Below are 24,711 nucleotides of genomic sequence, written 5' to 3'. Positions count from 1 at the left end.
ACATGGACAAAGTGATCCCCGGATACGACATCGACGGCGAGATTGGCGAAGGCGCCATGGCCACCGTCTACCTTGCCACCCAGCGCTCGCTGGAGCGCAAGGTGGCCTTGAAGGTCATGGCCGCGGCGCTGGCTGCCGACCCGACCTTCTGCGAGCGCTTCCTGCGTGAAGGCCGCACCCTGGCGCGCTTGTCGCACCCGCACACGGTGACCATCCACGACATCGGCAATGTCGGCGAGCTGTACTACATGGCCATGGAGTACCTGCCCAACGGTACGCTCAAGGAGCGTATCGCCGCCGGGGTCACGCCGGAGCAGGGCCTGCTGTACATCCGCCAGATCGCTTCGGCGCTGGGTTATGCCCATGCCCAGGGCCTGGTGCACCGGGATGTGAAACCGGCCAACATTCTTTTTCGTGCTGACGGCACTGCGGTGCTGTCGGACTTTGGCATCGCCAAGTCGCTGGATGACCGCACCCAGTTCACCCAGGCCGGGTTTGCCGTCGGCACCCCCAGCTACATGAGCCCGGAGCAGGCGCGCGGCCAGGAAATCGACGGCCGCGCCGACCTCTATGCCCTGGGCGTGGTGTTTTACGAGATGCTGGTTGGCAAACTGCCCTACAGCGGCAACGACGCGCTGTCGACGGCCTTGGCGCATTTGACCGAGCCGTTGCCGGAGCTGCCGATCGAGCACGGCCGCTATCAGGACATTCTCCGTGGCCTGCTGGCCAAGGACCCGGCCGAGCGCTTTGCCGATGCCGAGACCTTGCTGGCGGCGCTCGACCGGCTACCCGTGCAAGACACCGAAAGCACCCTGATCCAGCCGCTGCCGATTGCAGCGCCGGTGCCACCCCTAGCCGTAGAGCCAGCACCGCCAGCGACGCAACCAGAACCGGTCACCAAGGCCTCGCCACCTGCAGCCCCGCGCAAGCGCCCGACACCGGCCTTGCTCGCCATTGCCGTTGCTGCCGCACTGGGCCTGGGCGGGATTGGCTACTGGGCCATGAGTGGCGACGAACAGGTAGTGGAGGCGCAGCCGGTACAAGCCCGCGAGCCAATAGCGTCCACCGTTGCAACCGCGAGCAACGACAGTGACCGGCCATTGCTGATGGCCGGCAAGAAAACCCTGTTCCAGCGCGTGCTGAGCCGGCCGGGCGCGCAGGTCGTCAAGCAGCCGGGCGCCACGCCCAGCGATACCTTGCCGGCCTTTACCGTGCTCTATGTCTACCAGCGCCAGGACGTCAACGGCAGCCCCTGGCTTGAGGTCGGCACCGCCAGTGACGGTCGCCGCGACGGCTGGTTGCCAGCCTCCCAGGTCAGCGACTGGAAGCAGAGCCTGGTATTGAAGTTCACCGAACGCTCGGGGCGTGCGCCGGTAATGTTCCTGCGCCAGGCCGATGAGCTTGAGCGTTTGCTTGGCGACACTTCGGCCGCCCGTGCCGAGCTGCTCAAGGCGCAGAACAACCCCGACGAAGTGCCGCAAGTGATGGCCCTGGAACCCAGCGCCAGCGCCGTGCCCCAAGAGCAGTTCTACCTGATGCCGATCTTCGAGGCGCGCGAGAGCTTCGACGAAAACGGCCAGCCGCTGCAGCTGCTCAATGTCGCCTCCATCGACCCGGGCAACAGCGCACCCGCCGGCGAAGCGAAAGCCGCCGGCATGGCCACCTCAGGCGACGCCTTCCGTACCGCCGTGGTGCTGGTGGTGGATACCTCGGTATCGATGCAGCCTTATATCGATCAGGTCCGCCAGGTGGTGCACGAGCTGCACGGGCAGATTTCGCGCCGTGGCGAGCTGGGCAACGTCAGCTTCGGCCTGGTCGGCTTTCGCAACAACACCACGCGCACGCCTGCCCTGGAGTACCTGACCAAGACCCTGGTAACACTCGATGAAGGCCGCGATCCCGAGCGTTTTTTGAAGCTGGCCGAGCAGGTGAAAGCCACCAACGTCTCCAGCCATTCGTTCAACGAAGACGCTTTTGCCGGGATCATGCAGGCGGTCGACGGCATGGACTGGTCCGGCTACGGCGGGCGCCTGATCCTGCTGGTCAGTGACGCCGGCTCCCTGCGCAAGAACGACCGCTACAGCAGCACCCAGATGAACGAAGCCGAAGTGCGCCAGGCGGCCTTGAGCAAGCAGATCAAGATCTACGCCCTGCACCTGCGCACCGAGGCCGGCAAGAAGAACCACGCCTACGCCGAGCAGCAGTATCGGGTGCTTACGGCCGATGCCAACCCGCAGATCGGCGACCTGTATGTATCGGTACCCGGTGGCGATGTGCACAAGTTTGGCGAGCGGGTGCGCGAGATCGGTTCGACCTTCGCCGATCTGGTCCACCAGGTGCGCAGCAACACCGTGCAACCGGCGCCGCTGCTGGCGGCTTCGCCGAGCATCGCCGACAAATCCGCCGCCATCGGCTATGCCATGCACATGGATTTTCTTGGCCGCAAGAGTGCCAGCCAGGCGCCGCAACTGGTCAGCGCCTGGACCTCAGATCGTGACCTGACCAACCCGGCGCTGCCGACCCTGCAGGTCTGCGTGATGCTCACCAAGCTGCAACTCAACGACCTGCAGCAGTCACTGAAGCTGATCGTCGATGCCGCGCGCAAGACCCGCACTTCGCCCAAGGATTTCTTCCAGGAAATCGCCAGCGCCAGTGCCTACATGAGCCGCGACCCGGCCGCCCTGCGCAAAGGCGCCAACCTCGCCGAAGGCGGTGTGCTGGGCGAATACCTGGAGGGCCTGCCGTACCGCAGCAAGTCCCTGAGCATGACCCAGGACCTGTGGTTGTCGCTCAGCGTTGGCGAACAGGAAGACTTCATCGACGAGCTCGATTCGAAGATCCGCCTGTACGAAACCTTCCACAACGACATGGCCAACTGGGTGCGCTTCGGCAATGCCGAGCCCGGTGACGCCTTGTACCGTGTGCCGTTGTCGACGCTGCCATGATGATCAACCTGCACGCGCTGCGCAAAACCCGCGGCCTCGGCAACCAGCGCTACAGCCTGGAGATCGAGCGCCTGGAGCTGCGTGCCGGTCAGCAGCTGGCGCTGGTCGGCCCCAGTGGCTGCGGCAAGAGCACCTTGCTCGACCTGCTGGCCTTGGTGCTGCAGCCCGATCAGGCCGAGCGCTTTGTGTTCAGCACCGACTCGCACACCTACGACGTTCAGCAGCTGTGGCGTGAACAACGCCAGGAGCACCTGGCGCACCTGCGCCGCCGGCATCTGGGCTATGTGCTGCAAGCGGGGGGCTTGCTCGGCTTTCTCGATGTGCGCAGCAACATCGCCCTGCCGCGCCAGGTGCTTGGCCTGGGCAATGACGGCAGCGTGCAGCGCCTGGCCGAGCAACTGGAGATTGACGATCAGCTCGACAAGCAGCCAGGCGCCTTGTCGGTCGGCCAGCGCCAGCGGGTCAGCTGTGCCCGTGCCCTGGCGCACAACCCCGACCTGCTACTGGCCGATGAGCCGACCGCGGCCCTGGACCCGCTCAATGCCCAACGGGTGATGCAACTGCTGCTGCGCCAGGCGCAAGCACGGCAGGTGACCTGCCTGGTCGCCACCCACGACGAGGCGCTGGCCCGTGATGCCGGCTTGCAGGTGTTGCGCATGGTCTGCCGCCGCGATGCCGACGGTGGTGTCACCGCCACGTTGGAGGGCCAGCCGTAATGCGCCCGATGCTGATCGCAAGCCTGGCCTGGCGGGACTATCGCAACGACGCGCGTCTGTCCGTTTGCAGCGTGCTGGCCCTGGTGGCGGTGATTGCGCCGTTGCTGGTGCTGTTCGGTCTGAAATTCGGCCTGGTCAGCAGCCTTACCGAGCGTTTGCAGCGCGACCCGGCCGTGCGGGAAGTCATCCCCTTGGGTGGCGGTCGTTTCAGTGCCGACTTCGTCGCTGAACTGGCGGCGCGTAACGACGTCGCCTTCGCCTTGCCGCGTACCCGGCAGATTGCCGCGACCGCCGACCTGGTGCTGGCTGCGCGCAAGGTCGTGGTCAATGTCGAGATGATCCCCACTGCGCTTAACGATCCGTTGCTGCAAGGGCTGGCCGTCCCCGGTGCGGTCGACCAGATCGTCCTCAGCCGTACGGCGGCAGAAAAGCTTGGCGCGAAGGCGGGTGATCAGCTTGATGCTTCGTTCAGCCGCCAGCTTGCCGGGCAGATCCAGGCCCAGCGCACCACCTTGAAGGTCGTCGCCGTGCTGCCGCTGGAAGCCTTCGAGCGCGATGCCTTGTTTGCGCCGCTGGCGCTGCTGGAAGCCGCCGAAGACTACCGTGATGGTCGCGCCGTGCCCGCTTTCGGCTGGGAAGGTGAGCGCCATACCGGTGAGGTGCAACGGGTTTATCCGGCCTTCCGGCTGTACGCGCGCAACCTCACCGATGTCGAGCCGCTGCGGCGCTTTTTTGCCGATCGCCAGTTGCTGGTCTCGACCCAGGCCCCGGCGATTGCCCAGGTGCAGTCGCTGAGCCGCAACCTGACCCTGGTGTTCTGGATCATTGCCGCGCTGGCCGTGGCGGGCGCGTTTGCGGCGATCTGCGCCGGCGCCCTGGCGGCGGTCGAGCGCAAGCGCCGCGAGCTGTCGGTGTTGCGCCTGCTCGGTTTCAGCACCGCTGCCTTGCTTGCATTTGTCGTGCTGCAGGCGTTGTACAGCGGGGTGTTTGCCGCTGTCATCGGCGCGGCGCTGTACGCCCTGGCCGAAAGTGGCCTCAACCAGTTGTTCATGCAGATGCCCGGCGAGTACGCCAGCCATCTGCTCCCGTCGCATTACCTCGTTGCCTTGCTCGCTGTGCTGCTGGCCAGCGCGGCCGCTGCCGCCCTGGGGGGCTGGCGCGTGGCGCGAATAGACGCTTGTGAAGGAATTCGAGATGTTTGACCGCCGCTTACCCGTCCTGGCGCTGATCGTCGCCGCCCTGAGCCTGGTGTCCTGCGCCCAGGCCGAGGACGACAGCAAGCCTGCCAGCAATAAACTGGACAATCCCAAGCCACTGGCCGACGACATCAGCCTGCCGCTGCCGTGCGACGGCGAGATGGTCTTCCGCCACGTCTACGTGCTGGCCCAGGGCAGCCTGGACGACCGTGAGGTGAACCTTGGCTACCCCTTCAGCGAAGGCGAAGCGGGCTACAAGCAGTCGTTCATTTCCGGCTATCGCCGTGACTTTATCAACGGCCAGTTCAGCCTCCAGGACCTGTCTGCCGACTGGAAAAAACGCATTAGCCCGAGTCTGCCGAGGACCGACGCCGGCAGCCCGCTGAAGCCGATGATGTACTTCATCGGCAAGTACGAAGTCACCGCCCGCCAGTACGCTCAGGTGATGGCCCAGGCCCAGTCGCTGGCCAGCGGCGAACCGGCGCCGGCCTGTGAAGCACCGAGTGGCATGGCCGGGCGTTTGCCCAAGGTCAAACTGTCGCGCTTTGAGGCCGAGCGTTTTTCCGCGGTGTACAGCGCCTGGTTGATGAAGAACCATCGTGACCTGCTGCCGGTCAGTGGCCGTGGCAACAAGGCCGAAGACGGCGGTGTAGGCTTTGTGCGCCTGCCCACCGAAGTGGAGTGGGAGTTCGCTGCCCGTGGCGGCTCCGCCGTCAGCCGCCAGGAGCTGGAAGGGCGGCTGTTCCCGCGCCGCCTCGAGGGCAGCGAAAGCGACGGCCCGCTGGCCGACTGGGCGGTGTTCAACCAGGTCGCCGGCGGCACCGGCCAGGCCGCGCGCCTGACCCCGATCGGCACCAAGCTGCCCAACCCGCTGGGTATGTTCGACGTACTCGGCAACGCCGCAGAGATGGTCCAGGAATCGTTCCAGCTGGTGCACGCCGGGCGGCGCCAGGGCGCTTATGGCGGGTTTGTGGTCAAGGGCGGCAATTACCTTGAAGGCGAGGGCACGCTGTTTACCGGCATGCGCCGCGAGTACCCGCTGTTCGGCGCCGATGGTACCGAGCAAAGCAACGAGACCACAGGTTTTCGTGTCGCCATCGGCGCGCTGTCGGCGCCGCGTTCGCGTTATGAGGAACTGTTCGAACAATGGCAGAAAGAGGGCCGCCTGGCCGCGCTGACCGATGCCATCGACGACGCCCAGGACCCGACCAAGCGCCTGGACAGCATCATCGCCGCCAGCGCCGACCCGCGCCTGCAAGCCGAGCTTGGCCTGGTCAACGAAGAGCTCAAGCGCAACGTCTCGCTGATCGCCCAGCAGCGCGAAGAAGCCGCCGGCAACCTGATCCAGTCGGCGGCGCTGGTGGCCGAAACCATCAATAACTACAACATCCGCCTGACCAACCTGCAGAAAACCCAGCAGCAGGCCAAGGCTTCTGGTGACGAGACCAGCGCCAAGCTGTTTGCCGCTGCCATCAACAACGGCCGCAGCGCCCTCGACGGCGCCGTGGCGATCTACATCGACAACCTTGCCACCGGCACGCGCTACACCGACGCGGTGATCCAGGCGCAGTTCCAGCGGGTCAAGGAAGAGCTCAATCGCAAGCCAGTGCTGGGCAAGAGCCTGCTCAGCCGCGCGACCCTGTTCGTCCGTCATGTCGGGGACTATCGCCAGCAACGGCGCGCCGACCCGGCGACGATTTTGAAAGAACTGCTCGCATCAGCCGCCCCGCAACCTTGAGCGGCTGTCGAGCGAGCATCGTAGTGACCGGGGCGACATGAGGTTGTCCCGGGCGTGTTTAAACAAAGAGAGAACCTGACCATGCTTTCAACTCGCAAGCCCTTCTTCACTGCTTCCAACGGCCGGGCCGCGCTGCTGCTGGCGGCCGGTTTCAGCACCGTCCTGCTGACTGGCTGCGCCAGCTCGCCGGCGTCCAAGGTCGGTGCGACGACCAAGGTCGAGTACTACCCGAGCTGCTACGAGCCGGTGCAGCACCTGCGCGCCACCGATTCGGACATGACCAAGTCGGTCGCCACCGGTGCCCTGATCGGTGCCGTCGGCGGCGCGCTGACCGGCGCCCTGACCGGCAACTCCGACAACCGTGGCCGCAATGCTGCCATCGGTGCTGCCGGTGGTGCTCTGGTCGGCGGTGCAGCCGGTTACTACACCGAGCGCCAGAAGCAGATCAGCGACGACAACCAGCGCATCGGCTCCTACGCCACCGACATCAACAAAAGCGCGGCCGACATGGACCGCAGCACCGCTTACGCCAAAGCCTCCCAGGCGTGCTACCAGCGTGAGTTCGCCAACCTGATGGATGGCCGCAAGAGCAACAAGATCAGCGATGGCGAAGGCCGCAAGCGCCTGGCGGAAATCATCGCCGGCCTGCAGGAGTCGAACAACCTGATCACCGCGGTCAACGGCCGTCTGGGTGAGAACCTCAACAACTACACCCAGGCTTACGAGCAAGACCTCAAGCAGGTCGGCGTACCGCGCAACGATGTGGTGATCGTCGCCGAAGCCCAGGCGCCGGTGCTGGCCACCGGTAACGCCAAGAAGACCAATACCGGCAAGACCAAGACCCCGCCACCGGCGAAGAAAAAGCTGCCAGAGGTACCGAAGGAAGCCGTCGCCACCGAGAAGACCCTGCAGGACGCCAACGCCAAGAAGGCTGAAAGCCAGAAGGTTGCCAGCGCCGGCCAGAGCCAGGTCAACAACATGTGCAAGAACCCGGACATGGGTGACTGGGCACCGGTGCCTTGCCCTAACGTGTAAGGCTTGAGCCACAGCGTCGCCCGGCTCGGTGCCATAAGGCCGGGCGACCTGTGCGCCGTTTCAAGGAAGACCGTTCATGAGTGAGTTACTCAACCGACTGGATAACAATCCGTCGCAATTTTTCGCAAGGCAGCGCATCGAAAGCAGCATCAACCTGCCGAAACTCTTTGCCGCCATCGATGCCGATCCGGGCATTGTCGGTGCTGGGGTGGTGTATATCGATGCGGATTACAACGTGGTGACGCTGCGTGAGTTTCAGCCGATATGCAGTGTGCTACCCAAGCGGGTGATTTTGCGTGAGGCGAAGAAGTATCTGGCGCCTGCGCAGTTTGCCGATCAACTGCAGAACAACCCCCGTGAAGCGCGAGTGGTGAAAGAAGCGGTCAATACCACGCTTGCCTGTGCCAGTGCGATTCTTGGGTGGTTCGTTATGGTCAGCGGCACCATCGCTGTCCCGTTCAGTGGTGGGTTGGGCGCTGTGGTGGCGATTGCGGGCAAGGCCGCAATTGCAGCAGGTGCGATGCAATGCATGATCGGCGTCGCCAGAACCGGCCAGGAAATTATCGATCCATCGTTGAACGACGAACTGGATGCGCAGGAGTGGTTTCGTCACACCTCGAACGTCCTGGATGCCGTGTCACTGATGGGAGTGGGTGCTTCCGGCCTGACCACGGTCAAGTTTCTACAGATGCGCAAGGCTGCAACAGGCAGCAGTTGGTATGAACTGTCCCGAAGTCTGAGCAGGCAGCAACGCAAGGCCCTGACGACAGAGTTGCTGTCGATCAAGCATCCGTCACTAACGGCCAAACAGTTGAAGTTGCAACAGAGCTCTGGCGCATTGCCCAAACGGTACACCCCGACACAGCTGCAACATGCGACCAAAACCCTGATCAAAGACTCCATTGCCGCAACGTTCGGCTTTGCGGGAAGTAACACCGTCCAGACCATTGCGGTGGGCTTGTATGAGGAGTTGGAGTGATGAATTCGTATGAGCGCTGGAAGCACTTCATGACGCATTTCTTTCCAACCTTTCTGGGTGGATTCTTCCTGGCGTGCTTCTCTGCGTCGCTTGCGGTGGTGCTGGCCGCTGCCGCCTACCTGAACCACAATCCGGACCGGGCCAATTACACGCTGGTGTCGCTCATGGTTCTGGCCCTGGTCATCAGTGGTAGTCATATGTTGCTGGTTCGAGGCCGTGCCTGGAGCCTCTGGCCGATCCTGGCAGTAATGCTGGTGGCGATGCTGGTTTCCCTATCCACCTACAGCCATCACATACACGCGGGTGTATTTACCTTTGCGCTGCTGTTTCCTTTGTTGGGCTTTCTTTTGTTCAACAGCAAACGTCATCGGGAGCTGCGCAGCTTCCTGGTTGACCTGCGCAAGGTGCGGTTCGAAGAGACGCAGCAAAGCAAGGCACGTCGTTGACGAAGAGAGCACTATTCCATGGTTCATCTGCATGACGTACCAGGGTTTTTACGGCGTTACTTTCCAAGCTTTATCGGCGCCTTCTTCCTCGTCGCATTTTCATGCGTAATCACCGCAATACTGGTGGTTGATCAACGCTTCGGCAGCCGCTCCGATCAGGTAAAAGTTGCCTACTTCCTTATGCTGGTATCGTCCTTGGTGTTGTGCCTGGGCAATTTTCTGGTAGTGCGAGGGCGGCCCTGGGGGGTATGGGTGGTGGTGGCTTTGCTGGCGTTCAACCTGCTGGCGCTACTTTTCAGTTACGCACCGCGCTCAAGTAACTTCGGATTTTTGCTAGCGACAATGTCGCCATTGTTGGCAATGTTGATGTTCAACAGCCAACGCCAGCGAGAAATGCGCAGTCGTCTGGTGGCGATCCGCAAATCGCGTAACAAGTTGTTCAAGGCCGTGCGTGCGGCCAAAGTTCGAGCTCGGAGTCGAGCCTGCCGTTGAGCAAGCGCTTGGTTAACCTATTGCTCTAGAGTCATGGATACATCAAGAAACCAAAGTGCACTGAGGTTGCTGGCTGGAGCTGCTATGAATAGGGCTTCTTTGCCCGGGTGACCCAATCTGCTTCGTCAGCTTTGGAGTACGGGTGTTAGGTTCAAGGAGACCCCATGACCGACTCAAGGATGAGTGGGCTGGGCGCCAGCCCCTCGAGGTACTTTGCGCGCCAACGTGTCGAAAGCCAAACTAATCTGCCCAAGCTGTTTGCCGCCATTGATGCCGACCCCGGTATTGTCGGGGCAGGAGTGGTCTATATCGATGCAGATTACAACATCATCATTCTGCGTGAATTTCAGCCACTGTGTAGTGTGTCGCCCAAACGGGTGATTCTTCGCGAAACCAAGAAATATCTGACCCCTGTACAGTTCTTGGATCAGTTGCGGAATAATCCGCGTGAATCCCGCGTTATTGCAGAAGCATTGAGTGCTTCGGTTGCCTGTGTGAGTGCCTGGTTGGGCTGGAGTGTGGTGTTCAGCGGTACGGTAGCAGTCCCCTTTACTGCTGGCGTCAGCGCAGTGCTGGTACCAATAGGTGCGGCCGCTGCTGCTGCCAGCTCCGCCCAGTGCTTAATAGGTGTGCAGAGAGTTTTCAACGAGGTGCTGGATCCTGCCGAGAATGATCGCCTCGATTCTCTGGAATGGTACCGAAATATGTCATCGATGCTTGAGGCTGTTTCGCTACTCGGTGCAGGTGTTTCTGGAGCCACTACCATCAAGTATCTGCAACTTCGCAAAGCCACTACAGGGCGCAGCTGGAACGACTTGTCGCAACGTTTGAGTCGACAGCAACGTAAGGCGCTCACCGACGAGTTGTTGAAGCTTAAACATCCATCATTGACAGCCAAACAGCTGCGGCTAAAGCAAAGCTTGGGCGAATTGCCGAAACGATACACACCCACCGAATTCAGGCATGGAACGATCAACCTGATCAAAGACTCGTTGGGTGCCACGCTCAGCGTTGCGGGCAGCAGCTACTCGAAAAGCATTGCAATTGGTTTGTATGAGGAGTTTTCGGAATGAATCCAAATCACAGCCCGGAAGGCTTCAAAGCGCGCTACTTCCCCTACTTCATGGCGGCATTCTTCATGGCGTGCCTGTCAATTGGGTGTGCGGTGTCCTTGGCTTCGGCTACCTATTTTGCGGGCTACGCGGATCGGAGTGATTACAGTACCTTTTCCTTGCTGGTGCTTGCCGTATTGGTTTTTATTGGTCACTTCTTGATGGTCCGAGGGCGTCGCTGGGCAGTTTGGATTATTGCCTTTCTGTACTGTGCGAGCTTGATTACGGTAGTACCTACTTACTCGTTTCAACCCCATCGCGGCGTGTATATGCTGGGGTTGCTGTTCCCCCTTATTGGTCTGCTCCTGCTGAACAGCACCGGCCATCGTCAAATGCGCGAGTCTCTCGAGAAGCTTCACCACGAACGCCGGCAAAAACGCCAACATCATTGACCCTGGTTAATATTTGCACAATCACCACCCCCTAAACTGAGGACTCTGCACCCTCAAAGGGGGACATGGCATGACCATTATCGTCACCGGCGCTGCCGGTTTTATCGGTAGCAACCTGGTTCAGGCCCTCAACCAACGCGGCGAAACCGAGATCATCGCGGTCGATGACTTGAGCGATGGCGACAAGTTTCGCAACCTGGCTGACAGCGAGATCGCCGACTACCTGGACAAGGACGATTTTCTCGAACGCTTCGCTCGCGGCCAGTTCGGCAAGGTGCGCGCGGTGCTGCACCAGGGCGCTTGCTCGAGCACCGTCGAAGGCGACGGGCGCTTGATGATGGACAACAACTACCGCTACAGCCGCGACCTGCTCGACGCCGCTCAAGGCCTGCAGGTGCCGCTGCTGTATGCCTCGTCGGCGGCGGTGTATGGCGCCGGGCGCGACTTTCGCGAACAGCGCGAGTGCGAGCGGCCATTGAACGTATATGGCTACTCGAAATTCCTCTTCGACCAGCGCGTGCGCCGGCAACTGCCCCAGGCGCGCAGCCAGATCGTCGGCCTGCGTTACTTCAACGTCTACGGCCCCCACGAGCAGCACAAGGGCGCCATGGCCTCGGTGGCCCTGCACTGCTTCAACCAGTACCAGGCCAACGGCAAGGTCAGCCTGTTCGGCAGCTATGGCGACTACCCCAGCGGCGGCCACCTGCGCGATTTCGTGGCGGTCGAGGATGTGGTCAAGGTCAACCTGTTCTTCCTCGACCGGCCGCAGCTGAGCGGCCTCTTCAACGTCGGCAGCGGCCGCGCCCAGCCTTTCAATGACGTGGCCTTGGCAGTGATCAACCGCCTGCGCGAGCAGCAGGACCAGCCGCCGCTGTCGCTGGAGATGGCCCTGCTGGAGGGCATTCTTGAATACAGCGAATTTCCCGAGCACCTGCGCGGCAAGTACCAGTGCTACACCTGCGCCGACCTTGAGCGCTTGCGCAGCGTTGGCTATGAGCAGCCAACGCTGACGGTGGAGCAGGGTGTGGCGCGTTACTGCGACTGGTTGCAGCGCACGCCATAGTCAGTGCTGGCGCAAGGTCTTCAGGTCGCCCTTGCCCGAGGTCTCGCGCAGGTACTCCTGCAGTGAGTCATCCAGCGCGTTGAGCCAGCGGGTATGGTGCGGCACGGCCGCGGTACCGGTGATCACCGAGCGGTAGGACTTGTCGCGGTAACCCATAATGTCCTGCTTTTTGTCCGACTTCCATTTGAGGAAAATCCGGTTCACTGCGTCGATATCGAAGCTCGGGTAATCGGTCTGCTCGATCAGGTGCTTGATATAGCGGCCCTGGAACTCGTACATCGAGGCGGTCGACTCCAGCGCCAGTTCCTCGGCCCGCCACTGTGCGCTGTCGGCAGCCATTGCCGCCGGCTGCGGCAGCTTGATGCGCCCGAGCATGTAGTCGCGGGCAAACCAGGCCTGAGCGTCGAACAGATTGAAGCTGTACCAGAGGTCTTGCATGCCGAGGTAGATCAGCTGCGGGTTGTGTTCCCAGACAACCCCTTGGTACAGCCCGGCAGGCCACAGGCGGTTGCTGGTCTTGAGCGTCAGCTCGTCGGGCAGGAACGGGAAGTGATGCTGGTAGCCGGTGCAGAGGATGATCGCATCCACGCGCTTGCTCGAACCGTCGGCAAAGAACGCCATCTCGCCCTCGACCCGCAGCAACTGCGGCCGCTCTTCCCAGCCTTTGGGCCATTTGTAGCCCATGGGCTGGGTGCGGTAGGCACTGGTGATCGAGCGCGCACCGTACTTGAAGCATTGCGAGCCGATGTCTTCGGCCGAATAGCTGCTGCCGACAATCAGCACATCCTTGCCCTTAAACTCCACCGCCTCACGAAAATCGTGAGCGTGAAGGATGCGCCCGGAGAAGCGCTCGAAGCCGTCGAATTCCGGCACATGCGGGGTAGAAAAATGCCCGCTGGCGACCACCACGAAGTCGAACACCTGCTCGATCCCCTGGTCGATGCCGTAGTCATAGGCACTGACGGTAAAGGTGCGGCTGGCCTGATCAAAGCGTACTGCCTTGACGGCGGTATTGAAGCGAATGTAATCCCGCACACCGGCCTTTTTTACCCGGCCCTGGATGTAATCCCAGAGCACCTCGCGCGGTGGATAAGACGAAATCGGCCGCCCGAAATGTTCATCAAAGCTGTAGTCGGCGAACTCCAGGCATTCCTTCGGCCCGTTCGACCACAGGTAGCGGTACATGCTGCCGTGCACCGGCTCGCCATGCTCGTCCAGGCCGGTGCGCCAGGTGTAGTTCCACATCCCGCCCCAGTCGGCCTGTTTCTCGAAGCACACCACCTCGGGCATCTCGGCACCCTGGGCATGAGCGGATTGAAAGGCACGCAACTGCGCCAGGCCGGACGGGCCTGCGCCGATAATGGCAATACGAATAGTCATAAGATTTCCTGACAGAAAACACTGAAAAAATGCAAAGCGACTCCAGCCCTGAACGGCAGAACCGAGGGCGAGAGGAAGCGGAAACTTCAGGTGTCAGCTGGCAGGTGGAGGGACAGGGCGCTTGCGCTTGTGCGCGAGCAAAACGTCGCGAGGTGGAATCGACAAGGTGTGGAACAGCGTCGAGAGGGGGGAGCTGGTCAGCGAAGGGCTAGCGACAGCGTTGGGCCCGTAAGGCTTGCCGAACAGCGCGGCAAACGGGCCTGAAGGGCGAAAGATACGTGTGGTCTCGTACATGGCGGGCTGATTCTGCCTCTTTTTGGTTATGGATGCCTTTTTAGCTATAACGGATGGGGGAGAGGATTACAAGGTGGGGGCTTGGCAGAATCTCATACTCGACCGCTGACGGACTTGCGCTTCACCCTCGCGCAGTGGTTCTGATTTGCATTGCAAGGCGCAGTGCACGTCGGATGTCTGCATTAATATCATCGCTATCTTCCAGGCCAACAGAGATTCGCACCAAGCCGTCCGGCACGCCTATTTTTTCCAGGTCGGTGCTGCCCTCCCTGCTAAAACTACCGTAGTGATAACATAAGGACTCAATATTGCCGAAGGTTGTACCTATTCGGATAAGCTGCAGATGACGAACAAAGCTTGTAGCCGTTTCTCGCGATGGAAAAACAATGGCGATAAGGCCTGTATGCAATGACGGAGAAATTCCGTTGGTTTGCGCACTTTTAGTCGACCAGACTGCACGCCACTCCAGCTTCGGAAACTCCTCGCGCAGCATGGCGATCACCGCATGTGCATTATCGGTATGTTTTTTTAATCGCAGTGGCAGTGTCCTTAGTCCTCGTATAGTGAGCCAGGCTGAGAACGGATCTACTATGAGCCCTGCACTGTCCCTGTGATACTTCAATGCCTTGAACAGGTCCGGTTCATTGGTACTGAGCATGCCGCCCATCACATCGCCGTGACCGTTGATGTGTTTGGTGATGGAATATAATGTTACTGCAGCCCCCAGGGAAAGTGGCTTTTGGCAGGCAGGTGTAAGAAAGGTGTTATCAACAACAAGAAGAATGCCACGCTTGTTGCAAAGCTCTGCCAAGTCAGGAATGTTGATATCTAAAAATGCTGGGTTGGTGGGGGCTTCGATAAAGATCATTTTCGTGTTGGCTTGGATCGCGCACTCAAATGTCGCCGCTTGGTATTTGTCGATAAGCGACATTTCAATCCCGCGATGGTTGACTTCATAATTAAGCTGCTCAATGATTTCGTAAAATACACTGTGGGGCACGATGACATGATCGCCTGCGCTCAACAGGGCGCGAAAAGCAAGCAGGCAGGCGGTCATTCCGCTATTGACCGCGAGGCTATAGGAGCAGTGTTCAATGGCTCGAAATTTCGCTTCTAAAATTGAAACGGTAGGGTTTGCATAACGTTGGTAGGCAAAATTCTCCTGCTCTGCATTGCCTAGCATCTCTCTGCCTTCTTCAATTGAATTCAGGAGTGTTGCAGAGTTACAAATGAGCGCTGGAACTGGAAACTGACTCAGGCCATTCTCATGTTGCCCTAAATGGATCGCCTGGGTAGCGATACCTAAAGAAGGAGAAAGAAAATAGTCACGGCATGGTAGTTCGCGTGGGCACTTTTTTTCTGCTGGGCTCATGAAAGGCCTGGTTCCGAAAGGTAATGAGAGACGCTTTGACGGCAATGGTTACGTCAGAGGGGCGTATGACGAGATTTAAAGCTCGTTTGACAATGACCAGGCCGTCATGGCCACGACGGCTTTGCTGTTTACTCGTATTGATAGCAGGGGACAACTTTTCCGCCCAGTGAGACAATCGAAAATCTTTCCATTTTTGGCATGACCGCACAGGCCAGGCTAACCTGGTTGGGGCTGGAATGTAGTTCTTTTATCCAAAGGGGATGATTGGCTTTAAAACACTCATTTTTTAAATGGGACAAGTGTAGCGCCAGTGGAATTTTTTCCGGGTCTTGAGGGATCGGGTAAGGTACTGTTTTGGCACGCTGGGTAGCCCCAAACGCCATGCGTAAGCAGCGCAGCAACTTTGGGTTTTTGGCCAGGTTGTTTTTTGAACTGGTCCACTCTTGTGTGACGTGCTGCACACCTTCAGCGACTTTGTATTGCTGCACCAGCTCCTTGATCGCACGTGCTGCGGCATGGCTCGGGTAAAGTGAACAGCCGCCACCAACGACATGAATATCAGCGATCGTCTTCTCCGGGCAGTAGGCAATAAAAACGGGATAGTCTATTTGACTAGAGGCGTCAAATACCTCGATTGAAGCACCTATGGCAGTTTCTGCATCACGCAAGGTGTTTAACAGATGCTCTGGCATTGAATTGTCAATAATCTTTCTTATCGGCTCTTTTGAATCATAAAAGAAATGTTGTGCAATAAAGCGCCCAATGCCATGGCGCTCTATGACTTCGCTCGCGGCATGAATTGCCGCTTCCGTAAATCCCACACCCGCCGCCACACCGGTACCGCAGGAGTATCGGCGCGCAGCGCTATAGTCGGTATCATCGCCGGGAAGCGACTCGTTGGCATACTGATGGTTAATCAGAAATGACGGATAGAGTAACTCAACGCCTGCGGATGCTTCATGCGCCTCGAAGGAAAGTACAGCCATCTGTGATGCGCCGGCGTGGCGAAGCATTTGCATCGGCAGTATGTTTTGCAAGGACGGTTGAGAAACAACCGAATCAAAACAATGCAGTGCGCTATGCTTTCGTAGTTGAAAGGGGCCCATGTAATGCTCATAAGCCTCGAACTTCGCACCCACACGAGCCTCTGCTTCATAGCCTTTGCCACAACCGACACATTCTATGCCGCTACTGTCATAGGGGAGGTGAAGGGTGGCAACAGTGCTGGACAGCGGACTACCGTAACGGCGTAGGGTTAAATGAATTCCTTCGCTGGAAAAGTGCTGATCGATTGCGCTTTCTGCATCGTCCAGTGACAACGTACGCTCTGGGGCAATTGTTTTCATAGGCAGGAAGTTTCCATATAAGCCAAAAAATGAGGCGAAAAAATCGCCTCATTCATTTTCGTTACTCAGCCAGTATGGAGAGCTCTTCCGGGGTGAAATCTTCTTCTGCTATGACAGACTCTACTTCGTCGTCAGTGGGTTGGTCGACTTTGAATTCGTTGATATACATGCAGCACCACATACCCATGGGAATATCCTTTTTTTATTTGATTTAAGTGTGCACTTTTTAACAGGTGCAATGAGAGATTAGTTCGTATGGCTTTGGCTGCACATAGGAAAAATCCCGATTCTATGAGTGATTATGTTTTTTTGAGGGTGCTATTTATTTCTGCACTACTCAGAAATAAGACTCTGGCTTGGGGCATCGGCGTTGACACCGGATCGGGCCAAGTTCTTAGGGGGTAGGTGCAGTGGCGAATGTGACAAACTGGGTTGATCAGCGGAGGTGATCAAGCGCACTGCGGTTGCGATTTAGACGCCGCCTTCAGCAGCTCATTGCGGGCAAGCCTGCTCCCAACCGGCGGGTGTGCCCACGCAAACAAAAAAGGCCCACCTTGCGGTGAGCCTTTTTTTACTGTGTATGGTGCCGGCACCAGGAATCGAACCCGGGACCTACTGATTACAAGTCAGTTGCTCTACCATCTGAGCTATACCGGCACAGGGGCGTCATTATAGCGATCAGTTTGCGTCTGTAAACCACTTCTGCAACATTCCTCGCGATACCCGGTTTCAGCGGGCATCGCGGGGTGTTTTGTTACCAGCCGCGGTGCATTGTGGTGGCGCTGGGTTCGGCTTTGGTGGGGTCGAATATCAGCGGTTTGTAGCGGCAATCATGCTTTTTACAGTGCTCTCGGCAGCCGTGCTTTTTCTTGCAGCTGTAGGCCGGGCCGGTGTAGCCCTTGTCGCCGTATATCTGCATCTGCGGGATTTCCCAGCCAGACATCGGGGTGTAGTCGCCGCTGGTGCAGCCGCTCAGGTAGAGCGCGCACGCCAGCAGGAGGAAGGATCTGATAATGGCCACAGGCAATTCCGTTTGGTCGAAGTGTCAGTGTTTGTGTGTGTCGAGGTAGTGCTGGATGGCGTGGCGGTCTCTGCTGAAGTCCGGCCCGGGGAAGCTCTGGTTGCCGTACATCTGCATGGGCGGCACTTGCCAGTCGGACCGGGGTGGCGGGACTTGCCAGTCGGACATGAAGGCGCAGCCGCTGAGGTAAAACGCGAACGCAAGCAGGGCGATGGATCTGATGATATCCACAGTCAATTCCGTTTATTCGAGGCGTCAGTCTTTGTTGAGGATGCGCTGGATGGTGCCGCCGCAAGATTGGTAGCAGCTGTCGTAGTCGCTGCCGCACGAGTAGCTGGAGCCGCTGTTGAACGGGTAGCTGGGGTAGTAGCAGCTTTTGCGCGCTTCTTTTTTGCTCTTGCCGGCCTGGCACAGCTGGTAGTTTCTGTAGTTGGCCTGGTACAGGGCGTGGTCGCTGTTTTCCTGCAGGCGCGCCATCTGTTTGCAGTGGTTGCGTTCCATCGAGCAGGAGTTGATGCAGTTCATGCCCGCCATGCTGGGCGGTGGGGAGTATCTATAGGTATAGCTGGGGCCGCAGCCGCCGAGCAGGCCGACGGCCAGCACTAGCGCAGCGCGCCATTTGAGTGAATTGCTCACGAGTTGCCAGTTCCTTGTTCATTCCTCGCTGAACTCCAGCAGGTCACCTGGCTGGCAGTTCAACGCGCGACAGAGCTTCTCGAGGGTTTCCATCTTGAAACCCTTGATCTTGCCGTTTTTCAGCAACGACAGGTTCGCCTCCGTAATACCGATAATCTCGGCCAGATCCTTGGAGCGGATCTTGTTCTTGGCCATGACTACATCGAGTCGAATAATTATCGGCATAGGGGCAGGCTAGACATAACAGTTGTGTTCATCGCTGATGGTTTTGGCGTCACGCATGAGGAGTGAGAAGGCGCAGAGGAAAATGCCTTTCATGATCTCGTAAACCGCCTGGGATGATACACCGATCGATACGCTGAAGCTTCTCTCGCCTTTGGGCAGGTCGATGGAGAACGCCAGGCCCTGCAAGGTGCCGATCATCGGCCAGACCATCGGCAAGCCGATGCACAGCAAGCCCACCCACCAGAGCATCTTGATGTTTTGCGTCGTCCAGGTTTCACCCCGGGACAGGCGCAGGAAGAACAAGCCGGTCAGGTACAAGGCAAAGGCCGAGAGGCTGGCGGGGATCAGTTCCAGGCCGATCACCAGGCCCAGGGCCAGGTGCGAAGGCTGGTAATCCGGGGCCAGCAGCAGCGGCATGTTTTCACCGAAGCTTTGCAGGTAGGCGCCTTGCACCTGGGCTTTTTCGAACACCCACAATAGTACGTTGCCGCCGAACTCGACGATCCCTGTACCCCAGGCGAGTACCGCGGCGAATGCACCGATCACTCGCAGACGCGATCTCGCGTAAGCCACTGTCTTACTGTTCATGGTTTCCCTCCGTGCTAGTTGAGCGGGGTGCATTATTTGTGAAAAATTATCGTATTACAATAATTAATTGTGATTTTGCCGAAGGTGCGGCGTTTTGACACGAGGGTGAGGTGGGATCTTACGGGGGATCGCGGGGCAAGCCCGCTCCTACAGGGTGGGAGCGGGCTTGCCCCGCGATGCCTTTATCAGGCCGGGTAATATAATTTACGAACCTTTCTGCAACCTTTAAGGGCTTTCACCTAAATACGGACTGAAAGACGCGAAAATTAATTAGTCATTTTCTATCGATTTGACTTTAGCGATGCCTTGAGCTAATTTGTTGTTCATTATGTTGAACACTAAAGCGTTTCCGCTCCTAACCTCCCGCCTGGTTTCCCGTGAACGTCACTGGACCGGCGACCTCTAGCGCCTCCCCCGACAAACAGCCTTTTTCTTCTCTTTGTCTGTAGCCGTCAGCGCGATTTCGCTCGGTTTGTGTCGCCCGTGGGAGGGCATCATGCGTTCCTGGATCTATCTGTTTATCGCCATCACCGCCGAGGTGGTCGGCACCGCGTCGATGAAATTCGCCGCCAGTCATTTCCCCATTCTTGGTCACGGGTTGATGTACCTGATGATCGGCCTGTCGTACTTTTTCCTGGCACTGGCGGTAAAACGCGTACCGGTGGGCGTGGCCTACGCCCTGTGGGAAGGCATCGGCATCGTGTTGATCACCCTGATCAGCGTCACCTGGCTGGGCGAGAGCCTGGGCCTGCTCAAAGCCGCCGGCCTGGGCGTGATGATCGCCGGTATCCTGCTGATCAAGTCGGGTACCCGCGCCGCACCTGCCCCGCGCAATATGGAGGCCCTGCCATGCTGAGCATGAACTGGATTCCCTTCGCCTGGCTGGGCCTGGCGATCGTGCTGGAAGTGATCGCCAACCTGCTGCTCAAGTATTCCGACGGTTTTAAAAAGCGCGGCCTGGGCATTGCTTCGATTCTCTGTGTGCTGGCCGCCTTTACCGCACTAGCCCAGGCTGTGCGAGATATCGAACTGTCGCTGGCTTACGCCATCTGGGGTGGCTTCGGCATCCTCGCCACCGTGGCCATGGGTTGGGCACTGTTCGGTCAGCGCCTGGTAGGCCGCGGCTGGTTGGGCCTGGCGCTGTTGCTGGTGGGCATGAGCCTGCTGAAACTGGCCTGATTCAACCTGCTTAGTGCTATTCGCGCGAAGGCTTATGCACAAGCCGCATGCCAAACAGGTGCGCATTGCATCGGAGCAACGCCCGCCGTTGGTCTTTGCGCAAATGGCTGTTTTTGCTGGCGATTAATCAGTGAACAAAAAATGACCAGCCTGTGAAAGCGCTTGGATCCACGAATTTGCTGGGGTTCGGCGCAAGGTTGCGCACAGACTTATCCACAGGCTGAGCGCCGTTACCGGCGTTCGGCCAACAGCAGCAGGTTGCGCGGGGTGAGAGGCTGTTCGCAAAACACCCCGAGCTGTACCTGGTAGGACTGTTCCTCCAGGAACAGTGCGCGATCCAGCACCAGCCATAATTCCAGCGAGCGGCGGAACAGATTGCGCAGCAATTCCAGGTTGCGCACCTGGGCCAGGCGCTGCCAGCCGGCCGCTTCCAATGCTGGCCAATCAGGCTCGGCACCTGGCTGCAATTCCTTGAGTTCGGCAAGGCCCCAGCAGTAGTCGGCGAACGGCTTGTGCAGCCAACTGACCGGCAGCGAAGGCGTCGGCAGGTACTCATCTACCCCACGCAACTGCCGTTGCCACAGATCGAAACCCAGGCGCCTGGCCATGGACTCGTCACGCTGGCGGCGTACCCGCGCACCTGCGGTAACGGTTTCGCTGAGCGGCAAGCCAAGATCATCAATCGACAACTGCAGGCCAGATGCCTTGGCGGCTGTGGATAACGGCTGGTACTGCGGCGCCTGGATGCGGTTGTAGCAGCACGGCGCGATGGCCAGTTGGCGGCAACCCTTGAGGCTTGCCAGTTGCATCAGGCGTACATGCAGGTCGCCACAGGCGTGCAGGGCCACTGCGGTGTGCTCGGCGCTCAGTTGCTGGGCGGCGCTATCGGCCAGTACATCCTGCAGGCGGTGCTCGGCGGGCAGTTGGTGATGCTGGCTGAGGGCGCTGCCGGCTTCGACCAGCGCCGGGTCGTATTCCAGGCAGGTCAGTTGCTGACTATGAGGCTGCAGCAAGCGCCGGCCCAGATGACCTTTGCCGGCGCACCAGTCCAGCCAGTGCCGTGGGCTGTGGATAAAACCCAGGTGGCTGGCGAAGGCTTCGATCTGCTGCCATTTGCGCCCCGGCACGTCGACATTCAGGCGAGGGCCAGCAGGGGGCAGGGCAACGGTGGATAACTCGCCGATGGCAGACAGCGCTGCCGCCCGGCGTGCCAGCTGAGGAAAAGGCGCCGGTGCAGCGAGTTGCTCGGGGTGATTGTGCGCCGCTTCCGCCTCGCTCAACGAGCGCTGGCGCAACCAGTCGGCGAGGGCGCGGTATTCGGTTTCCCACGGCAGTTGCAACTGGGTGAAAGGCCGTGGCCGCCACAGCGCCTGATGCTCGCGCAGAAAGTCGTCCAGCGCCTGGAAGCGGCTGAGCAGTTGGTCGGCGCAGAGGGGGAGGGCAGTGGTCATGAGCGGATACGAAAACGGGGCTGAGATCAGCCCCGTTATACAGGTTTATCGACCCTGGCAGGCGTCGACGCGCAGCCAGCGTTCCAGCTGCTTGAAGGCTTGCACCAGCAAGAAGGAGATCAGCAGGTAGAACAGTCCCGCCGCGAAGAAGATCTCCACCGGCAGGTAGGTCCGGGCGATGATCGTCCGTGCCATGCCGGTCAGCTCCAGCAGGGTAACGGTACTCGCCAGGGCACTGGCCTTGAGCATCAGGATCACTTCGTTGCTGTAGGCCGGCAGGCCGATGCGGGCGGCACGCGGCAGCATGATGTAGAGCATTGCCTTGGCCCGGGACATGCCCAGGGCCCGCGCCGCTTCGATCTCGCCACGGGGGATGGCCTGCAGCGCGCCACGCAGAATTTCTGCGATGTAGGCGGCAGTGTGCAGGGTCATGGTCAGCACCGTGCACCAGAACGGATCGCGCAGGTACGGCCACAAGGCGCTGTTGCGCACGGCATCGAACTGGGCCAGCCCGTAATACACCAAAAACAGCTGCACCAGCAGCGGCGTACCGCGGAAGAAGAAAATGTAGCCGTAAGGCAGGGCCCGTACGTACCAGAGCCGCGAAGAGCGGGCGATACCCAGTGGAATGGCGAGGATCAGCCCGGCGATGACCGCGATGGCGACCAGCTCGAGCGTCAGCGTGGCGCCCTGGGCCAGGCGTGGCAGCCACTTGATGATGACTTCCCAGTTCATTGGTTGGCCCTCGCGAAGCCGCGACCGGCGCGTTTTTCCATGAAGTGCATGCCGGTCATGGCCAGGACGGTAAGGCCCAGGTAAATGATGGCGGCGACCATGTAGAAGGTGAAGGGTTGCTTGCTCACGGTCACGGCGATTTGCGAATGACGCATGATTTCTTCCAGGCCGATTACCGAGACCAGCGCGGTGTCTTTCATCAGGATCATGAACAGATTGCCCAGCCCCGGCAGGGCGATGCGCCACATTTGCGGCAGCACCAGCCTGGAGAAGATCCGCCCCTTGGACAGACCGAGCGCCAGGCCGGCTTCACGGTGGCCCTTGGGGATCGCCAGCAGCGCACCACGGAACACTTCCGTGGCATAGGCGCCGAAGCACAGGCCCAGGGCAATCACGCCTGCGGCAAAGGCATTGAGCTCAAGGCCGGGAATATTCAGAAGCTCGCCCAGCCGGTTCATCAGGCTGACGGTGCCAAAGTAGATCAACAGCACCCAGAGCAGTTCCGGCACGCCGCGAACCAGTGTGGAGTAGAAACCACCCAGCCATTGCAGGGGTTTGTAGGGTGAGGTCTTGGCCAGGGCGCCAAGCAGTCCCAGTACCAGCCCCAGGAGCAGGGCCGACAATGCGAGTTTGACGGTCATCAGCGTCCCGGCCATCAGGGCCGGACCGAATCCGTAAAGATCAATATTCATGGGCAGGTTTGTTCAAGGGACCGGCATTGCCTGCAGGGCAATGCCGGTCGGGGCGAATCAATAGATGCTGAACGGGAAGTACTTGTTGTTGATCTTCTCGTAGGTGCCGTCGGCAACGATTTCTTTCAGGGCGGCGTTGAGCTTGTTGCGCAGTTCGTTGTCACCTTTGCGCACAGCGATACCAACCTTGTCGCTTTCGTTCACCGGATCGCCTTTGAACTCGTAGTTTTTACCGGCGTCGGACTTGAGCCAGTCGTAGTTGGCGTATTTGTCAGCCAGCAGGGCGTCGACGCGGCCCGAGGTCAGGTCCAGGTAGGCGTTTTCCTGGGTGTCGTACAGGCTGACCTTGAACTTGTTGTCCATGCCGCCGTTATCGTCCAGCCAGATAGCTGCCTGGGTGGCGCGCTGAGTGCCGAGGGTCTTGCCTTCGAGCGACTTGGGATCAGTCTTGAAGTCGACGTTTTTCGGGGCGATGAACTGCTGCTTGTTCGAGTAGTACGGGTCGGTGAAGTCCACCGCCTGCTTGCGCTCGTCGGTGATCGACAGCGAGGAGATGATGAAGTCGGACTTCTTCGCGTTCAGGGCGGGAATGATGCCGTCCCAGTCAGAAACCACCACTTCACACTCGACCTTCATCTTCGCGCACAGGGCGTCGCCGATGTCTTTGTCGAAACCGACGACCTGGCCACTGGCGTCCTTGTTGTTGAACGGCGGGTAGGCCGCCTCGATGCCCATCTTCAGTTTCTCGGCAGCCATGGCATTGGCCGAGAACACCAGCGTGGCGGCAGCGGCCAGGAGGAATTTCTTATAGGTCTGCATGCGTGTTGCTCCGTTAGCGGTTGCTGGACATGAATTGTTTACAACGCGCCGAGGTCGGGTTTTCGAAAACCTGCTGCGGCGTTCCTTGCTCTTCGACCAGCCCCTGGTGCAGGAAGACGACTTCGCTGGACACCTGGCGGGCAAAGCCCATTTCGTGGGTAACCAGTAGCATGGTACGGCCTTCTTCGGCGAGGGCACGGATAACGTTGAGCACTTCCTGGACCATTTCCGGGTCCAGGGCCGAGGTCGGCTCGTCGAACAGGATAACCTTGGGCTTCATTGCCAGGGTGCGGGCAATGGCCGCACGCTGTTGCTGGCCACCGGACAGCTCGGCCGGGTAGCTGTGACGCTTGTTGTGGATGCCAACCTTGTTCAGCAGCGCTTCGGCATGCTCGGTGGCCTCGGCCTTGCTCTGGCCGAGCACCCGGCGCGGCGCCTCGATGATGTTGTCGAGGATGCTCATGTGCGGCCACAGGTTGAAATTCTGGAAGACAAAGCCGATCTCGCTGCGCAGGCGATTGATCTGCTTGTTGTCGGCGGCCACCAGTTCACCGTTTTTTGCCGCCTTGAGCCGCAGCTCTTCGCCGGCCACCAGGATCTGGCCCTGGTGCGGGTTTTCCAGCAGGTTGATGCAGCGCAGCAGAGTGGACTTGCCGGAGCCGGAGGATCCCAGGATCGAGATCACGTCGCCATCACGCGCGGTCAGCGAAATTCCCTTGAGGATTTCCTGGTCGCCGTAGCGTTTGTGCAGGTTGCGGATTTCCAGCGCGGGCGTGGCCTCAGCCATGTGCGGTCCTCATGTGTTCTGGTGCGCTCCTGCTGTTAGCGGCCTTCCTGGCGAGGCGCCAAGCTAGCATAG

At 59.6% G+C, this 24,711-nt stretch carries 26 protein-coding genes and 1 tRNA gene; 13 read left to right on the top strand and 14 right to left on the bottom strand.

Annotation, left to right across the window (positions count from 1 at the left end):
* The first annotated feature begins 2 nt into the window (after positions 1-2).
* The 11 genes from LOY22_RS25160 to rfaD all read left to right on the top strand — a co-directional run bounded on the left by LOY22_RS25160 (position 3) and on the right by rfaD (position 12,114).
* On the top strand, positions 3-2,945 hold the full coding sequence (locus LOY22_RS25160; RefSeq protein WP_258595259.1) for a serine/threonine-protein kinase: 2,943 nt from the start codon (positions 3-5) through the stop codon (positions 2,943-2,945).
* Positions 2,945-3,661, top strand: coding sequence for an ABC transporter ATP-binding protein (locus tag LOY22_RS25155; protein ID WP_283817212.1), 717 nt, complete (start codon positions 2,945-2,947; stop codon positions 3,659-3,661). The genes LOY22_RS25160 and LOY22_RS25155 overlap by 1 nt, the downstream gene beginning before the upstream one ends.
* Positions 3,661-4,863 (top strand): FtsX-like permease family protein, encoded by a 1,203-nt coding sequence (locus LOY22_RS25150; protein WP_045202330.1) that lies wholly within the window; start codon positions 3,661-3,663, stop codon positions 4,861-4,863. Before LOY22_RS25155 ends, LOY22_RS25150 begins: the two co-directional genes overlap by 1 nt.
* Positions 4,856-6,595, top strand: coding sequence for an SUMF1/EgtB/PvdO family nonheme iron enzyme (locus LOY22_RS25145; protein ID WP_213603000.1), 1,740 nt, complete (start codon positions 4,856-4,858; stop codon positions 6,593-6,595). The genes LOY22_RS25150 and LOY22_RS25145 overlap by 8 nt, the downstream gene beginning before the upstream one ends.
* Before the next feature lie 81 nt (positions 6,596-6,676).
* The gene (gene tagQ / locus LOY22_RS25140; RefSeq protein WP_093378542.1) at positions 6,677-7,630 is read left to right on the top strand and encodes a type VI secretion system-associated lipoprotein TagQ; all 954 of its coding nucleotides are present in this window, start codon (positions 6,677-6,679) and stop codon (positions 7,628-7,630) included.
* A 76-nt stretch (positions 7,631-7,706) separates the two neighbouring features.
* On the top strand, positions 7,707-8,609 hold the full coding sequence (locus tag LOY22_RS25135) for an NAD synthetase (protein ID WP_213603002.1): 903 nt from the start codon (positions 7,707-7,709) through the stop codon (positions 8,607-8,609).
* On the top strand, positions 8,609-9,055 hold the full coding sequence (locus LOY22_RS25130; protein WP_213603004.1) for a hypothetical protein: 447 nt from the start codon (positions 8,609-8,611) through the stop codon (positions 9,053-9,055). The genes LOY22_RS25135 and LOY22_RS25130 overlap by 1 nt, the downstream gene beginning before the upstream one ends.
* An 18-nt stretch (positions 9,056-9,073) precedes the next feature.
* Positions 9,074-9,547: a hypothetical protein gene (locus tag LOY22_RS25125; RefSeq protein WP_258595254.1), complete on the top strand. Its 474-nt coding sequence runs from the start codon at positions 9,074-9,076 to the stop codon at positions 9,545-9,547.
* A gap of 164 nt (positions 9,548-9,711) precedes the next feature.
* A complete protein-coding gene (locus LOY22_RS25120) occupies positions 9,712-10,620 on the top strand; it encodes an NAD synthetase (RefSeq protein WP_213603008.1) in 909 nt (302 codons plus the stop codon).
* Positions 10,617-11,051, top strand: coding sequence for a hypothetical protein (locus tag LOY22_RS25115; protein WP_213603010.1), 435 nt, complete (start codon positions 10,617-10,619; stop codon positions 11,049-11,051). The genes LOY22_RS25120 and LOY22_RS25115 overlap by 4 nt, the downstream gene beginning before the upstream one ends.
* Before the next feature lie 70 nt (positions 11,052-11,121).
* Positions 11,122-12,114, top strand: coding sequence for an ADP-glyceromanno-heptose 6-epimerase (rfaD, locus tag LOY22_RS25110; RefSeq protein ID WP_258595250.1), 993 nt, complete (start codon positions 11,122-11,124; stop codon positions 12,112-12,114).
* Here rfaD and LOY22_RS25105 read toward each other — a convergent pair whose 3' ends face one another.
* The 9 genes from LOY22_RS25105 to LOY22_RS25065 form a co-directional block, all read right to left on the bottom strand.
* Positions 12,115-13,494 carry an NAD(P)-binding domain-containing protein gene (locus LOY22_RS25105; RefSeq protein WP_258595248.1) on the bottom strand — a complete coding sequence of 460 codons (1,380 nt, stop codon included), beginning with the start codon at positions 13,492-13,494 and terminating at the stop codon, positions 12,115-12,117. It abuts the gene before it with no gap.
* A 415-nt stretch (positions 13,495-13,909) separates the two neighbouring features.
* Positions 13,910-15,160 carry a PLP-dependent aspartate aminotransferase family protein gene (locus LOY22_RS25100; RefSeq protein WP_093378566.1) on the bottom strand — a complete coding sequence of 417 codons (1,251 nt, stop codon included), beginning with the start codon at positions 15,158-15,160 and terminating at the stop codon, positions 13,910-13,912.
* 128 nt (positions 15,161-15,288) lie between these two features.
* Entirely contained in the window at positions 15,289-16,506 is a 1,218-nt protein-coding gene (locus LOY22_RS25095; RefSeq protein WP_258595245.1) for a YcaO-like family protein, read from the bottom strand.
* 581 nt (positions 16,507-17,087) lie between these two features.
* Positions 17,088-17,163, bottom strand: a tRNA-Thr gene (locus tag LOY22_RS25090).
* 97 nt (positions 17,164-17,260) lie between these two features.
* Positions 17,261-17,527, bottom strand: a complete 267-nt coding sequence (locus tag LOY22_RS25085) for a hypothetical protein (RefSeq protein ID WP_093378572.1) — start codon at positions 17,525-17,527, stop codon at positions 17,261-17,263.
* Between the two features lie 24 nt (positions 17,528-17,551).
* Entirely contained in the window at positions 17,552-17,758 is a 207-nt protein-coding gene (locus tag LOY22_RS25080; RefSeq protein WP_093378575.1) for a hypothetical protein, read from the bottom strand.
* Positions 17,759-17,782: 24 nt separating this feature from the next.
* Positions 17,783-18,163, bottom strand: coding sequence for a hypothetical protein (locus LOY22_RS25075; protein ID WP_093378578.1), 381 nt, complete (start codon positions 18,161-18,163; stop codon positions 17,783-17,785).
* Between the two features lie 18 nt (positions 18,164-18,181).
* Positions 18,182-18,388: a helix-turn-helix transcriptional regulator gene (locus LOY22_RS25070; RefSeq protein ID WP_010221299.1), complete on the bottom strand. Its 207-nt coding sequence runs from the start codon at positions 18,386-18,388 to the stop codon at positions 18,182-18,184.
* A gap of 9 nt (positions 18,389-18,397) precedes the next feature.
* Positions 18,398-18,976: a hypothetical protein gene (locus LOY22_RS25065; RefSeq protein ID WP_010221300.1), complete on the bottom strand. Its 579-nt coding sequence runs from the start codon at positions 18,974-18,976 to the stop codon at positions 18,398-18,400.
* A gap of 496 nt (positions 18,977-19,472) precedes the next feature.
* Here LOY22_RS25065 and LOY22_RS25060 point away from each other — a divergent pair, with 496 nt between their 5' ends.
* Both LOY22_RS25060 and mdtI read left to right on the top strand, forming a co-directional pair.
* Positions 19,473-19,832, top strand: coding sequence for a multidrug/spermidine efflux SMR transporter subunit MdtJ (locus LOY22_RS25060; RefSeq protein WP_093378584.1), 360 nt, complete (start codon positions 19,473-19,475; stop codon positions 19,830-19,832).
* A complete protein-coding gene (gene mdtI / locus LOY22_RS25055; protein WP_038998274.1) occupies positions 19,826-20,155 on the top strand; it encodes a multidrug/spermidine efflux SMR transporter subunit MdtI in 330 nt (109 codons plus the stop codon). The genes LOY22_RS25060 and mdtI overlap by 7 nt, the downstream gene beginning before the upstream one ends.
* A 230-nt stretch (positions 20,156-20,385) precedes the next feature.
* Here mdtI and LOY22_RS25050 read toward each other — a convergent pair whose 3' ends face one another.
* Genes LOY22_RS25050 through LOY22_RS25030 form a run of 5 tightly spaced genes read right to left on the bottom strand, consistent with a single transcriptional unit; the run spans position 20,386 to position 24,639 of the window.
* Complete coding sequence (locus LOY22_RS25050) at positions 20,386-21,606, bottom strand: SAM-dependent methyltransferase (RefSeq protein ID WP_258595241.1); 1,221 nt, start codon at positions 21,604-21,606, stop codon at positions 20,386-20,388.
* Positions 21,607-21,651: 45 nt separating this feature from the next.
* A complete protein-coding gene (locus tag LOY22_RS25045) occupies positions 21,652-22,341 on the bottom strand; it encodes an ABC transporter permease (RefSeq protein ID WP_093378590.1) in 690 nt (229 codons plus the stop codon).
* Positions 22,338-23,033: an ABC transporter permease gene (locus tag LOY22_RS25040; RefSeq protein ID WP_045202307.1), complete on the bottom strand. Its 696-nt coding sequence runs from the start codon at positions 23,031-23,033 to the stop codon at positions 22,338-22,340. Before LOY22_RS25040 ends, LOY22_RS25045 begins: the two co-directional genes overlap by 4 nt.
* Before the next feature lie 57 nt (positions 23,034-23,090).
* Entirely contained in the window at positions 23,091-23,852 is a 762-nt protein-coding gene (locus LOY22_RS25035) for an ABC transporter substrate-binding protein (RefSeq protein ID WP_093378594.1), read from the bottom strand.
* A gap of 13 nt (positions 23,853-23,865) precedes the next feature.
* On the bottom strand, positions 23,866-24,639 hold the full coding sequence (locus LOY22_RS25030) for an ABC transporter ATP-binding protein (protein ID WP_093378597.1): 774 nt from the start codon (positions 24,637-24,639) through the stop codon (positions 23,866-23,868).
* Between the last annotated feature and the right edge of the window lie 72 nt (positions 24,640-24,711).

This window comes from Pseudomonas sp. B21-035 (genome assembly GCF_024748945.1).
In the GTDB taxonomy this organism is placed as follows: Bacteria; Pseudomonadota; Gammaproteobacteria; order Pseudomonadales; family Pseudomonadaceae; genus Aquipseudomonas.
This window is presented reverse-complemented; position numbering and strand designations above follow the sequence as displayed.